Source organism: Ruminococcus callidus ATCC 27760, assembly GCF_000468015.1.
GTDB classification, from domain to species: Bacteria; Bacillota; Clostridia; order Oscillospirales; family Ruminococcaceae; genus Ruminococcus_C; species Ruminococcus_C callidus.
In genome coordinates this window covers 1-15,443 of record NZ_KI260466.1, presented here as the reverse complement: position 1 = coordinate 15,443, position 15,443 = coordinate 1, and the positions used below count along the sequence as shown (strand labels likewise).

Below are 15,443 nucleotides of genomic sequence, written 5' to 3'. Positions count from 1 at the left end.
TGACGAACTTCCCTCTCTGTAAAACCAGTGAATTTTGCGAGTGCATATTGATTGGTCATAGCTTATTCCTTGAACATGTTCAGTGCAGAATGTTGACCGTATTTCTTGATTGGGAGAATGCCTGTCATATAGGCAAGTGCCACATAGGGCTGCCCTTTCAGAAGATCCCGCAGAAAATCCAGATATTCCTTTGGAGCAGTTGCATTATCCCGATGTACCCGGAAAATGGAATCCCATTCGTCAATGATAAAGATAAACTTTTCCCGTTTCTGCGAAAAAATATCTTTTGATGTCCTTACCAAGTCTGTTTCATCAAACAATGTAACATCCGGCATTTCCATTTTCACATCAAACAACAATTCCTTTGTTAAGCGTGCCACCATGTCTTTTATCACAGGATATTTGCTGACAAACTGCTGGATATCGATATGAATCACATTGTACTGATTCAGGGCAATACCGCACAAAGTCGTCAGACGCTCTTTGTACGGTATTGCCTTATAGTCATACTCTTTCATTCCTGCCTGTTTTTATTGACATTTTTGGAAATCACAAAAGTCAGAATAACAAGCACAAGTGGAAAAATACAGCCTGCAAGCACGCCCTTGCGAATATCATCTCCTGCACTTTGTGAAATGTTTCCTACGATACCCGGACCTATTGCACCGCCAAGGTCGCCTGCCATGGCAAGAAGGGCAAACATTGCTGTGCCGCCTGAGGGCATTTTCCCCGAACAGATGCTTATGGTTCCAGGCCACATAATTCCAACGGAAAAGCCGCATATTATACAGCCTGCAAGCCCAAGCATGGGAATATCCGACAGGGAAGCAACAAGATAGCATATCAGGCAAAGCATGCCTGAGCCTATCATAAATTTTATTAGGTCAAGCCTGTCGCCGTATTTTCCATACAGTGAGCGACTTATTCCCATAGTCACCGCAAACAGGCAAGGCCCGGCAATATCTCCCATAGCCTTTGAAAGATCCAAAGCAGATTCCGCAAATGCAGATGCCCACTGTGCCATTGAAAGCTCCGACGCTCCCGCACATATCATCAGCAGTATGGAAATAATGAACACGGGGGTTTTTAAAAGATTTCCGATACTCATACCTTGCCCGTCCTCGGCAGGGTGTTCAATGGGACAGGTTATGAAATTAAACATATTATACAGCGGAATTATTGCCCAGATACAAGCAAGCCATTTCCAATTGCCTATACCGAACACCGAGAAAAATACTGTGGAAAGCAGGATAACTCCTACCGAGCCCCAACAGTAAAAGGAGTGGAGCAAACTCATTGCCGCCTCTTTATGCTCAAAGGGACAGGATTCAACGATAGGGCTGACAAGCACCTCCGTAAGACCGCTGCCCACCGCATATACAATTGTGCTGATGATTATTCCCATAAACGGGTCGGGCATTATCTGAGGAAGAAACGCAAGTCCCAGAAGTCCTGCTGCCGAAAACAACTGAGAACCCACAACGCATCTGCGGTAGCCTATTCTGTCCGCAAACTTTGCACAGAGAATATCCACAATAAGCTGAGTGATAAAGAATACGGATGATATGAGCGCAATTTTTCCGAGAGGGATATTGTAAACATTGTGGAATGTGAGAAATAGCAGCGGTGCAAAATTTGCTGTAATAGCTTGTGTAATAAATCCAAGATAACAGGCAATAAGAGTTTTTCTGTAATTCATCTTGACGTTCCTTTCGCTTTTTGATATAATTGTATCATATCATAACAAATGGCATATTTCAATGTACAATATCGCATTTTTATTACACTATATCGCAAAAATGGAGGATAAATTTGAAAAACCTAAACGACGGCTACGCAAAGATCATCACTGACGAAACTCTTCGTGAAACCATAAGTCACGGCAGTGAGGAATATCCCTTTCGATATTATTATGAGGATATATGGCTCTTTGACCTGCACTGTATTGACTGGCACTGGCACCCCGAGGTTGAGTTTGTGCTTGTAGAAAATGGGACGGCAGATTTTTTTGTGGGCAGCAGCAGATATGTGCTTAACACAGGGGAAGCAATTTTCATCAACACACAGGTGATACATCGGTTTGAGAGCAGCGAAAGTACAATTATTCCCAATATGGTCTTTTCTCCGCTTCTGATAGCCGCAGAAAACAGTTTGATATACCGCAAATATATAAAGCCTGTGCTTATGTCCTCGGTTGAATGCCTGATAATATCGCCGACAGATGAAAAGCAATGTGAGATGCTTGATACAATACGAAATGTGTTTGCCATACAGGAATCGAAAAGCATATCCGAACTGAAAACAACCGAACTTATTATGAAGCTATGGGGGCAGATTTACGAAAGCATAAGTTGGAACGACACTCAAAACATAAACAAAACCTCCGCACAGGCACAAGCACAGCTGCAGATAATGATGCAGCATATCCACAAAAACTATTATCGTCGGATAACCTTGGAAGACCTTGCAAGATCTGTTTCTATAAGCAAAAGCAGTGTGCTGAATATTTTTAAAAGCTATCTGCATACATCGCCCATTAATTATGCTCTGGAATATCGTTTGAAGCGTGCTGCCAAGTTTCTTACGGAAACTGAAAACAGCGTTTTCGTTATAGCTCAGACAGCAGGCTTTGAAAATGTGGGATATTTTTGCCGCAAATTTAAGGCACTCTATGGAATGACGCCTAAGGAGTACAGAAATCACAGGCGGTCGGAACGGAAATAATAAAAAGCAAAGGACTTGCTGCGATTGGCAGTGACAAATCCTTTGCCTTCTTTCTTTATTGGACAACGCTAGGCAACTCCAAAAATTCCAACAACTGGCACAAACTGCCCGTTTTCCACTTGCCATTTTACTTGCCATTTGCCCGTATTTACTTGCCATTTTGGGAAAAAACCTGTTTTTCGCAAAACACCCCAGGTAACGAAAAAAGGCTGAATTACGAGCTTTTTTCGTAATTCAGCCTTCTATAATTGGTCGAGGTGACAAGATTCGAACTTGCGGCCCCTACGTCCCGAACGTAGTGCTCTACCAAACTGAGCCACACCTCGATTGACGACTTCATTAGTATATCACATTTTCGGGCACTTGTAAAGCCTTTTTCACCATTTTCGAAAAAAGAAAAGTTTTGCATTGCTAAACAATCAATTTTCAAATCAAACTATAGAAAATTTGTCGAATCAGAGCACGTGAAAAGATAAAAGCAAAAGGCAGCCTTTCGGCTGCCCTCGCGGTGATTGTCTAGGGAAACACTGTGTTTGTTATCGTGCATTCGGCACATTGGTGCGGACGGCACTGATCACGGCATAGCTGTTCTTCGGCAGGATCACGGCATCCCCGTCGCAGATGCCGCTGATGACCGTGCTGAATGCATAGCGGCCGAATGCCTTGTCGCGGAGCGAAACCATTGTGGTATCCCCGCCGCGGTTCAGCAGGATCACAGCACTGGAGCCATTTTCCGGAATATAGCGGGCAAATCCCACAACATTGTCCTCCAGCACCAGAAATTCCATAGCACCCTCTGCAAATGCAGGGTGTTCCCGCCGGATCTTTGCCAGCTGGCGGGTGTAGTCGATGAGCTCGGTGTCCTCCTGTCCCCACGGATAGCAGCGGCGGTTGAACGGATCCTTCCAGCCCTGCAAGCCGGCTTCGTCGCCGTAGTAGATGCTGGGTACACCGGGGAGGAAGAACTGCAATACCATAGCCCCTTTCAGGAGTGTCTTGCCGCGTTCGTATTCCTCCGGCGACAGTTCATTCGATGCCATCCAGTCCTTGCTCTTGTCGTCGCAGGGCTGTCCGCCGAACCGGTTGATCGCCCGTTCGATGTCGTGGGTGGAAACGAAGTTCATCAGCACATCGACAGTGCACTTGGGATAGTTCTCCAGAATGCCCATGATGCGGTCGCGGAATGTGGTGGCAGCTTCGCCCTTCATGTAAGCAATAATTGCCTCGCGGAACGGGTAGTTCATCACGCTGTCCAGCTGGTCACCCAGCAGATACCGCCGCTTGACACCATACGCCTCCTTGTTGGAAGCGTCTTCCCAGACCTCGCCGATGACGATCTTTTCCTCGTCAAACTTCTTGACGCAGGCACGCAGGTTGTCCAGAAATTCGTCCGGCAGTTCGTCGGCAACGTCCAGACGGTATCCGGCAGCCCCCAGACTGAGCCAGTAGTCCAGTACGCCGTCATCGCCGCAGATGTACTTGGTATAGCTGGGGTTGTTCTCGTCCACGTTGGGGAGGGTGTCAATGCCCCACCACGACTCATACTCCTTGTTGCCCCAGAAGTGATACCAGGAGTAATAGGGGCTCTTTTCGGACTGATATGCACCGGGGGTGGGATAGCGGCCGAACTTGTTGAAATAGATGCTGTCTGCACCGGTGTGGGAGAATACGCCGTCCAGAATTACCGAAATGCCGTAGGTTTTGGCAGCCTTACACAGTTCCCGAAAGTCCTCGTTGGTGCCCAGCAGCGGGTCTACCTTCCGGTAATTGGCGGTGTTGTAGCGGTGGTTCTCGTGGGATTCGAAGATCGGGTTCAGATAGATGCAGGTCACGCCCAGATCTTTCAGATAGTCCAGCTTGCTGCGGATACCGTCCAGATCGCCGCCGAAGTAGTCGTTGTTCCAAACGTGTCCGTTCTGGTCGGGCTTGTAGTAGGGGAGTTCTCCCCATTCCCGCATCACGCGGTCAGAGGGCACATTGTCATGCATCTTGCCGCTGCTGCAAAAGCGGTCGGGGAAGATCTGATACATCACGCCGCCCTTGAGAAACTGGGGTGTCTGATAGTCCTCGCTGTAGACTGTCAGCTGGAACATTTCTCCCTGATCCAGTGTGCCGTGGCAGGCATCGCCCCGCTTGATATAGTGCCGCACACCGTTGGAGGTGTAGGAGAAATAGTAGTAGTGTACGCCGGAGTACTTGGGAATGAGATCTGTGGTGTATGTGACATAGCCGTTTTCGTGTTCTTTCACGTTCATCGGCAGAAAACGTTCCTTGAAGCCGGTGCGGAAAACCACCAGCACCGGAGAAAAGTCCAGCGGCGTTTCTTCCGGCAGGCGAATGGTGAACTGACAGCTCTGGTTTCTGGCAATGGCACCGAAGTGCGACTTATACGCCGAATCCCAGCTGTTGTAAAAATAACGCATACAGAGATGCTCCTTTCTTTGTGAAGTGAGAATATGCAAATTGTAATTTCGCGGACACCGCACAACCCGTTCATTCAAGAAAACGGAGCAGGGTTTGTGCTGCTCCGTTTTCGTCAGATTATATCAGTTCCGGGAAAGATTCCCCAGTCCTCAGATATTCCAAATATCCTTTGCGTACTCGTTTACAGCACGGTCTGCGGAGAAGATGCCTGCGTTGGCAATGTTGTGCAGGGACATCTTGGTCCATGTGTCCTTGTCGGTGTACAGCTTGGAACTGTGTTCCTGTACCTGACAATAGCTGTCGAAGTCTGCCAGAACCATGTACGGATCCAGTGTCCGCAGAGAGTCTGCCACTTCAGTGAACTTGCAGCCGTTGATGCCGGCATACATGCGGTCGATACAGCTCTTGATGACCGGATTGTTGTTGTAATAGTCCTCCGGACGATAGCCGCGGGCCTTGAGGGTGTTGACTTCTTCGGTCTTCATGCCGAAGATGAGGATATTTTCCGGACCAACTGCATCGCCGATTTCGATGTTTGCACCGTCCAGTGTACCCAGTGTAATGGCACCGTTCAGCATCAGCTTCATGTTGCCGGTACCGGAAGCCTCTGTGCCTGCCAGAGAGATCTGCTCGGAGATGTCGCAGGCCGGCATCAGCAGTTCAGACATGGTAACACAGTAGTTTTCGAGGAAGTATACAGACAGCTTGTCGGAAATGCGGGGGTTCTTGCGGATCTCCTCGGACAGAGCCCAGATCATCTTAATGATCTGCTTTGCCAGATAGTAGCCCGGAGCAGCCTTTGCGGCGAAGATGTAGGTCTTGGGAGTAAAGTCCATATCCGGATTTTCCAGCAGGGCGTTGTACTGTGCCAGAATGTGCAGAGCATTCAGGTGCTGCCGCTTGTATTCGTGCAGACGCTTTACCTGAGCATCGAAAATGCTGTCGGTGTCCAGAACCAGACCGCTCTTTTTCTTGACATACTTGGCGAAACGCTGCTTGTTTTCCTTCTTGATCTTCCGCAACCGTTCCAGAACGGCCTTGTCGTCTGCGAAAACGTCCAGCTTTTTCAGCTCGCTGCCGTCTTTCAGGAAGCCGTCGCCGATCTTGTCACGCAGCAGCTGGGTCAGACCCGGATTGGACTGATACAGCCATCTCCGGTATGCGATACCGTTGGTGACATTCTTGAACTTGTTCGGCGTATCCAGATACTCTTCGTGGAATACGCTGTCCTTGATGATCTCCGAGTGCAGCTTGGAAACGCCGTTGACACTGTGAGAAGCCATGACGCACAGGGTAGCCATGTGGATCTGGTTGTCCTTGATGATAGACATGCGGGTGGTCTTTGCACTGTCGCCGCCGTTGCGTTCCATCAGACCGGCACAGTAGCGGTTGTTGATCTCCACGATGATCTGGAAGATACGCGGCACGATCTGCTTGACCAGATTCACGTCCCACTTTTCCAGAGCCTCTGCCATAACGGTGTGGTTGGTGTAGGCAAAGGTGTTGGTGACGATGTGCCATGCACGATCCCATGTATAGCCGCAGTCGTCCAGCAGCACACGCATCAGTTCCGGAATTGCCAGTGTCGGGTGTGTGTCGTTGATGTGGATCGCTACCTTTTCATGCAGGTTTTCCAGTGTGCCGTATACGTTCATGTGGTGGTTGACGATGTCGCCGATAGCTGCGGCACACAGGAAGTACTGCTGACGCAGACGCAGGGACTTGCCCTCCAGATGGTTGTCGTTAGGGTACAGTACCTTGGAGATCGCATTCGCCATGGAGTTGCGGGACAGAGCCTGTTCATAGTTGCCCTCGTTGAATTCCTTCATGTCAAAGCTGGGTGCCTGTGCCTTCCACAGACGCAGGGTAGAAACGCCGGCACTGCCGTAACCGGAAACGTACATGTCATACGGGATCGCGATAACGGTGTTGTAGTTGACATGGGAAATATAGTGATAGGAATCCTGCCAGTATTCCTGTACGTTGCCCTCGAAGTGGACTTCAATGGCTTCGTCCGGCTTCGGGTCCAGCCATACGCTGCCGCCCGGCAGCCAGTTGTCCGGTTCTTCGGTCTGCCAGCCGTCTTCCAGAATCTGCTTGAAGATACCGTACTCATAGCAGATCGAGTGACCGGTTGCAGGGATTTCCTGTGTTGCCATTGCGTCCAGATAGCATGCTGCCAGACGACCCAGACCGCCGTTGCCCAGACCAGCGTCCGGTTCGCACTCGAAAATGCTGTCCAGGTTGATGTGATAATCCTGCAGGATCGCACGGACATCATCTGCCAGTTCCAGATTGTACAGGGTGGTCTTCAGGGAACGACCCATCAGGAATTCCATGGACAGATAGTAAACGTTCTTTCCGCCGACGGAATTGGTTTTATTGATAAAATGCTGCCGCTTGTGCTTCAGCTTTTCGACCATCAGGGCAGACAGCACCTGATAGATCTGCTTGTCAGAAGCTTCGTCCGGAGAAACGCTGCACTCCAGCTGAAGTCGGTCTACGAATTTTTGTTTTAATTCTTCTCTCTGGGGATTTTCTGTTGTTTTTGCTACCATAATATCCTCCTCAATGCATTTGGCATAGGCGTGCCATTTATTAGTGCTGGCTTCGATTTGCCATACTGCGGACTGTTCCGTTTCCTCTGGAACATCCCCTACTATTTATTATACCGGATTTTGGGCAAGGTTGCAATAGCTTTTTTCACGAAATATTTGAAAAAACAATGGCGGGATTCGTCATATGTGATTGAAAGAAGTTGCACGCGGGTAAATTCGGACAGCCATTCGCCGGAGATGCCGCTGCAAAATTTGGAGAATCAGAAAGCAGTTTGAACAGACTTCCTGATCCTTCCTTTTACTTTTCGGATATTACATAAAAAGTGATATAAAACTTCACAGATAATCAGTATAATAAAGTTGTATCAGAGTAATTTCCGTGATTTACACCAAAATATTCTTTTGATTGTGGAAACGATTGAACAGTTAAAAGTGGCGGAGTTAGTGGAAATTGCTGTAAAAAATGTGGTATGTATATCGTTTTTGTCGATGTTGCTGCCACGGTGCAAATCTGCACAGGGAACCGGTTTTCCCGTGCAAAAAATCTGAGGAAACGCCGCATAAAGTTTGCACGAAAGAATGCAAAACAGACTGCGTGCAGCGTTCCCGCAATGAGAGGAGTTTTTTTATGCAGACAGAAAAGACAAGACACCTGCGTACAAGAGTCATCAGTGTCTTGCTGGCAGTCCTGATGATCGTGACCTGCCTGCCGTCGATGCTGTTTCCGGTATCGGCGGACAATAACGGACGATCCGGCGGACCGCTGGTACTGACAAACGCCAGTGTCGAATTTCGGGACAGCAAGTATAATCCGATTGATGAAGTGAATACGGGAGATGTGTTCTATCTAATGTCGACGATCTCCGGAAACAACGTCAATGAAGGAGAGATGGATTCTTATCGGATCGAGATCACCGACAAGAATCTGCTGCTGCCGAACTTTGCCGGAAACGGCTTCAGGGACGGAGCCGTTTATAATGGGTATACCCTGCATGTCAACAGCGACGGCAGCCGGTATATCGCCTTTGATATTGACAACGGTCAGACCAAACAGGTCCGGCTGCAGGCGAAGTTCCAGAACGGCAAGACCCCGGGCGGAACGATCTCGACCGTAAAGATCGTACAGGACAGCACAGGCAAGAATGCCAGCAGTACAATTACTGCCAGGGCAGAACGGCAGTGGAGTGCGTCCAAGTCGGAGGACAGAAACGCCCTGACAGCAGCACAGCTGGCTGCCGGCACCACGGTAAATTATACCCTGAGTGCTTCGGCGAACAACGTCTCCAAGAAAAACGGCGTGGAATGGGTGCAGTCCCTGAAATTCGAGGATACCATTTCACTGTCGGAAATGACCTTTATCGGTGATGCACAGACCGCGGTGGAAAACGCCGTCAAGTCTGCCGTTGCGGCAAAAGGCTACACTGCCGGCAACCTGAGTGTAACGGTCAGCGGCAGCACTGCCAAGATCAGCTTCACCGTGGACAGCAAGAACACCAATGCCGAGATGCCGGCGGTTAATCTGAACGTGGCACTGCCTCTGAACAGCAGCACCGTGAAGATGAACGGCACCGCGGACGGCAAGGTCACCAACAGCCTGACTGTTTCCGGCAAGCCCTACGGTGACGATGCCAGCTACTCGACCATCGGCGGAAACAGCGTGGAACTGAAGGTTTCTGCTCCGCAGGGGCCGAAGTTCAGTATTGGAAAAACCGTAAAAAATGGAAAAGCATACTACGTGAACGGGGATACTGTAGAATTTGAGATCTCCGCTTCGAATACCGGTGATGCTGCCGGGGATATTACCCTGAAAGATAACGTTCCGGACGGCATGACACTGGAGAGCATCACAGCCGCAGACGGTACTGTTTCCGGAAACAGCGTGACATTCCAGAATGTCGCTGCCGGTGCAACGGTGACAGCAAAGGTGGTCTGCAAGGTTTCCAAAGACCAGACTGCAAACCTGACCAACGAAGTGACCGACGGCAACAATACAGCCAAGGCAACGATCTCTGTCAAGGAAGACAAGGCAGTGATCGAAACGCCGGTAAAAAGCGGCTATGTAACTTATAATGGTAAGAATCTGGGACAGAAGTACTACCCCGGCATGGCCGGACAGATTGCGACCTATACCATTTCTGTTACCAACTCCGGTGCAAAGGACGCGAAAGATGTTCCTGTTGCAGATGATAACCTGTCGAGCAAGCTGGAGAATATAACTTATAAGGTAGACGGTGTTACAAAATCAGCCTTTCCGAATGAAATTGACGTTCCGGCAGGAAAAACGGTGCAGATCACGGTGACTGGTACAATCAAAAGCAGCGTGACCGGAGAGATCTCCAATGTGGCAAAGGTAGACGACAAGTCTTCCAATAAAGTGAAGTTTACACCGGATACACCGAAAGCACAGCTGGGGATTACGAAGACGGCAGATGTCGGCAATTACACATTTGGCACTGCAGAAGATGTTGTTTATACAATTACAGTAACAAACAACGGTGAAGCAGATGCTGAGAATGTGAAGATAGAGGATATTCTGCCAAATGATATGGCATTCCGTGAGAATAGCGGCGTATATGGTGTGCTGACTTTGGCAGACGGTACAACAAAGGATATTACTACTGTTGATACAAAAACATTGACTGCCGGCGGAACGGTTACTGTTCCAAAAGGAAAGTCGATTACGTTGACAGTATATGCAAATGTGGAAGCTTCTGCAACAGCTGCAACACTGACAAATACCGCAAAGGTGTATGAGGGTGCTGAAGAAAAGGGTACTGCGACGCATACTATTTACGGCGGTGAAGATTTAAGCAAATATAGCTTGCAAAAGAAAATCATTGCAGTAAATGGTATACAAGCAGATGATACAACAGAAATTGTAAATGGTGATAAGCTAACATATCAGGCGACTTTTACCAACAAGGGAACCACGACCATGGAAAACCTGTACTTATATGATTATGGTACAACGTTGAAGTGGGAAGCTTCTGATGTTCTGAAAGTCGTTGCAATTAACGGCAATGCGTCTGACTCCAGAATTCAGACTGTTACTGTAGAGCAAGATAATAGATCTCATGGAGGCTATGCGGCTGAAACCTTTAATATTATGGGAATCAAGCTGGCGGCTGGCGAATCAGTGACAGTGGAATACGTGGTACTTGCAAACGATGTCACTAATAATAATGACTACAATCATGAAAAAAATGGAATTCAGGGGTTTGGTGGTATTTATGATCTGAATAATAGTGCATTGATGCAGACATTAAGTGCATTTGAAACAAAGTTCGGAACACAGAGTGGTGTCTATAACTATACCGCAGTAGGCGGTCTGACTGTAAACGAACACGGAAGCAAAACTGTAACTTGGTATGCACATGACATGATTTTGAATCCAGTAAGCAATACTGTTTTTGAGGCGAAAAAGTCACTGACAAATAGTGCGGACAAAACGACCAATATCGTTGATATGACAGCGGCAGATCTGGAGCAGAAAACATTTAGTTACAGCTTGGCACTTTCTGGTTCAAATAATGACTATGCTGGGAAAACGATCGTTGTAGAAGATACGCTGCCGGACGGCATGGAATATGTGCCAGATAGTGTAGAGGGAACTGCAAATTATACAGCTTTGAGTGGCATTCAGGCAACTCAAGTTGGACAGACGCTGACCTTTACATTTGTTTCCACAGAAAAATTTGCAAATCAGTGGGGCAGTGGCGTAAAGTTGACTTACCAAGCCAAGCTGACCGCCGACAAGGCACAGGAACTGGCAAACAGCACGGCGAAAAAAGTCACACTGACAAACACCCTTTCCAAGGTGACAGTGGTGGAGGGCAAAAATGACGGCAGTGACCGTGTGATCTCGCCGGAGGATAAGGTGGACATCAGCTTCACCAAAACCACCCCTGCCCCCGGCTTCGCCAAGCTGGCAGTAGCCTCCTTTGCAGGACAGACCTATGATGACACTGCTGTACAGCCGGTAGGAAACGGCTACATCACCGCCGGTGATACCCTGATCTGGCAGACTGTGCTGTACAACGGCAGAGGCAACTCCACCGATGTGGCAGACCTGAAACTGGACGGCGTGACACTGACCGACAATCTGCCGGCAACCTACCAGTTCAGCAACAAAACCGGTTTGCAGATGACCTATCAGGTGCTGGATCTGACGTATAACAGCGACGACGGCAGTTCTACATTTGAAACAGATGCCAACGGCTTGCTGAAAAACGGCACACCGGTTCCCAGTGATGCCTATAAGCCCGACGGCTCGAAACTGATTATCTCTGTAGACAAACTGGCAACTAAACTGGAAAAGAACAAGTGCATCGTCTTCCAGTTCGCCACCACTGTCAAGGACGGACAGGAAAGCGAGGGCGTTATCACCAACACCGGTTACGCCACCGTTGACCAGCCGTTCTCCGCAGAAGATACGGTTGCCGGCGAAAAGCAGGACAACCAGATCTGGAGCTATGCAAACTATAATATCGTTGGCCTGACCACAGAGTCCTGGAAAACGATTACCTATGAGAATAATGGACACAACGGCACACCTCATACTGACCCGGCAACCGATACCGGTTACAGCCGCCAGCCCACGCACAACTACGTGCAGGGCATGCAGGGCGAAGATGTGACCTATGAACTCCACATCAAGAACAACTCTCCGGTAGATCTGGAAAACATGACCATTATCGACCGTCTGCCCTATGTGGGTGACTTGGGTCTGGTTTCCGGCTATGAGCGTTTCTCCGCATTCGGCGTGAAACTCAAGAGCATTGATTCTGTTATGGTAGGCGGAACAGATGTAATTGATAAAACAGCACGTAGCTATTCCACCGACAAGACCTCCGTCCTGAATGAGTACTCCAAGGACTGGCTGGGGCAGAACGATGTCATGAACTGGACAAACATCAAGTCTGACGATACCGTAGACTTCCGGATCCAGCTGCAAGATACGACCGTCGAGGTTGGCGAGGAAGTCGTTGTCAAAGTTACTGCAACCGTTCCCAGCTATGTGGCAAAGACCGGCGAAGAAAATATCGCGTGGAACAGCTTCGCGTACTCCTATCAGAATACCGACATTCTGGGCGATACTGTCATGGTAGCAGAGCCGGCAAAGGTCGGCGTCTGGGTACAGACACCGGACACCACCGTTGATGTGACGGTCAACAAGACCTTGACAGAAGCAGAAACCAAGGACGCAACGTTCTACTTTGCACTGTTTACCGATGAAAATTACACCACACGGTTGAGCGATGTGATTTCCGCCACCATTCCGGCAGGACGGACCGCGGCTTCTGTCACCATGAAGGACGTAGACCTGTCCTCGATCAAGCAGCAGACCAACAACGCCAACAACGTTTACCTGCTGGAAACAGATGCCAAGGGCAATCAGATTCGCAACTACACACCGGCATATACCGGCAATAAGATCTCCACTGATGCCACAACGAACCAGACTGTCGGCGTGACCAACACCAAAAATACGGGCGATATCACGCTGACCAAGACACTGGCAGGCGTGGAAGGCGGAAACGTCACCGGCGACACCTTCTATTTTGCCCTGTTCACCAAGAATGCGGCAGGCGATTATGTTCGCTATGAGGAAGCACCGGTGCAGTCCCTGACCTTTACCGAGGCAGACTCAAAGAAAGTTACATTTGAAAACGTGCCCAAGGGTATGGATTTCTACGTGCTGGAAACCAATGCCAACGGCGTTCCGACTTATACAGGAGATTCTGGTACTTACACTGCGGATAGTGGTATCCGCTACTCTTTCTTACCGGTAACACGGTCGGCAGTACAGGCAGGCGGTACTACTACAATCACTAACTTTGAACAAACCCAATACAGCATCACCGTCAGCAAGGTGCTGATCGCAGATGATGTCAAGAGCACACCCGTATTCTCCGTGGGACTGTTCACCAAGAACGGAAACGATTACACACAGGTCGGCACAACTCAAAAAGTCGCTGCCGGTTCTGAGGTGAAATTCAGTACTGAACTGAATGAACAGAACAAACGGTACGATTTGAAAGAAGGTATCCCGTACTACATTTTTGAAATGGACGGTGACAAGCGTGTCGAAAACGGTGCTTCTTTCCAGATGCCTGTTGTTCTCGATCCCAAGAATTCCACTACGAAAACAAATACGACATTCTACGTTTCTTATGACTGCTGTGATGACCACAATCAGGTTGCGGCACTTACCCTGACCAAGGACGCACCGCAGGCAAACACCATTATCACAAACACCACCAAGAATCCGGCTCAGATCAAGGTAACGAAGATTGCTACCGAGGACGGCAATCCGGCAGTTGACCATGCAATTGAAGTTGGACTGTTTACGCAGGACACAAATGGCAGCTATCAGCAGGTGGAAAAGAAGAACATCAACATTGCTGCCGGCGACAAGGGCAAAAAGTCTGTTACCTTTGACGGATTGGACAGCAGCAAGACCTATTACGTCTTTGAGCTGGACGCAGAAGGCAAACGCGTGGAAAATGGCAGCACAACCACAGTAGGATCGGCAGGCAGCAGCAAGACATTCCTCGCTACCTACTCCGGCAACAGCAGTCGGGTAGACCTGCTGCCGGGTATTCCGGGCGAAAAGGTCATTACTGATGCCAATACCACACAAGTGGAATTGTCCTTTGCAAAAACAGATGTCAAGGGCAGCGTTATGAAAGGCTGTGAAATGACACTGACCGGTCCTGGCGGCTACAGCAAGACATGGACATCTGATGCAGATCCGGAGAGACTCACAGGACTGGCAGAGGGTGAATATACCCTGACAGAAAAGCCCATGACAGGCTATGCACCGGTAAGCATTTCCTTTGCAGTCAATGCAAACGGTTATATTGTCACCACAGATGCACAGGGCAACCCGATCACCGGCAGCAATTTCTCACTGACGGAAAACGGACTGACTGTCATCAACCGGTCGCAGATCAGCGTCAGCAAGAAAGACATCACCTCTCTGAAGGAACTGGCTGGTGCAAAGATCACCATTACCAAGACAGACGGCAGCTGGAACGAAGCTCTGGTAGAACTCTCCAGAACGGGAACCACCTTCACCAAGTCGGACAGCGTGGACGACGAATCTCAGTACCAGCTGACCAGCAAGGAACTGACCTTTATTTCTGACGGCAAAAACAAGACCGACATCATCGGTCTGCCGGACGGTACCTACACCATGACGGAGGTAGTTGCACCGGACGGCTACAACAAGGTAAGCACAGACTTCACCTTTACCATTAAAAACGGTGTAGTTGATGCAACGGGAACCACAGAATATGACGTTTCTGGCAACGACATTACCATGAAGGACGGTCAGAAGCCCAGCGTGACGATCAGCAAGCAGGCAGTCGGCGGCGGAGAAGAACTCACCGGAGCCGTACTGAAACTGACTGCACCGGCAGGAACAGACCTGAGCAAAGTCAAGGGCTCCTACAGCGACGGCAGCATTGCTGGAATCGAAACCAGCGGCAACACCATTACATGGACTTCGGACAACGCCAAGGGCGGTGTGACACTGGCAAATCTGCCGGCAGGCGTGTACACGCTGGAAGAAACCACCGCACCGGACGGCTTCACCAAAAAGACTGAGGCGATGAACTTCGAGGTCGGAGCTGACGGCAAGGTCGGAACGGTAAACGGACTGACCAAGGACGACAACAAGATCGTAATGGAAGATGACACTTCCAAGCTTACCATTGCCAAGAAGGACATCAC

6 protein-coding genes and 1 tRNA gene are annotated in these 15,443 nt (G+C 49.1%); 2 read left to right on the top strand and 5 right to left on the bottom strand.

What is annotated here, in order from left to right:
* Positions 1 to 62: 62 nt before the first annotated feature.
* Both RUMCAL_RS11865 and RUMCAL_RS11860 read right to left on the bottom strand, forming a co-directional pair.
* Positions 63 to 518, bottom strand: a complete 456-nt coding sequence (locus tag RUMCAL_RS11865) for an AAA family ATPase (protein WP_021683160.1) — start codon at positions 516 to 518, stop codon at positions 63 to 65.
* Complete coding sequence (locus RUMCAL_RS11860) at positions 515 to 1,699, bottom strand: MFS transporter (protein ID WP_021683159.1); 1,185 nt, start codon at positions 1,697 to 1,699, stop codon at positions 515 to 517. Before RUMCAL_RS11860 ends, RUMCAL_RS11865 begins: the two co-directional genes overlap by 4 nt.
* 113 nt (positions 1,700 to 1,812) lie before the next feature.
* Between RUMCAL_RS11860 and RUMCAL_RS11855 the strand changes: the two genes are divergently transcribed.
* Positions 1,813 to 2,724 (top strand): AraC family transcriptional regulator, encoded by a 912-nt coding sequence (locus RUMCAL_RS11855; RefSeq protein ID WP_021683158.1) that lies wholly within the window; start codon positions 1,813 to 1,815, stop codon positions 2,722 to 2,724.
* A 249-nt stretch (positions 2,725 to 2,973) separates the two neighbouring features.
* Here the strand turns inward: RUMCAL_RS11855 and RUMCAL_RS11850 are convergent.
* The 3 genes from RUMCAL_RS11850 to RUMCAL_RS11840 form a co-directional block, all read right to left on the bottom strand.
* Positions 2,974 to 3,050, bottom strand: a tRNA-Pro gene (locus tag RUMCAL_RS11850).
* A 210-nt stretch (positions 3,051 to 3,260) separates the two neighbouring features.
* Complete coding sequence (locus RUMCAL_RS11845; RefSeq protein ID WP_051343850.1) at positions 3,261 to 5,147, bottom strand: glycoside hydrolase family 13 protein; 1,887 nt, start codon at positions 5,145 to 5,147, stop codon at positions 3,261 to 3,263.
* A 150-nt stretch (positions 5,148 to 5,297) separates the two neighbouring features.
* On the bottom strand, positions 5,298 to 7,706 hold the full coding sequence (locus tag RUMCAL_RS11840; RefSeq protein WP_021683154.1) for a glycogen/starch/alpha-glucan phosphorylase: 2,409 nt from the start codon (positions 7,704 to 7,706) through the stop codon (positions 5,298 to 5,300).
* 628 nt (positions 7,707 to 8,334) lie between these two features.
* Between RUMCAL_RS11840 and RUMCAL_RS11835 the strand changes: the two genes are divergently transcribed.
* On the top strand, positions 8,335 to 15,443 hold a 7,109-nt coding region (locus RUMCAL_RS11835; RefSeq protein ID WP_021683151.1), incomplete at its 3' end, for a SpaA isopeptide-forming pilin-related protein.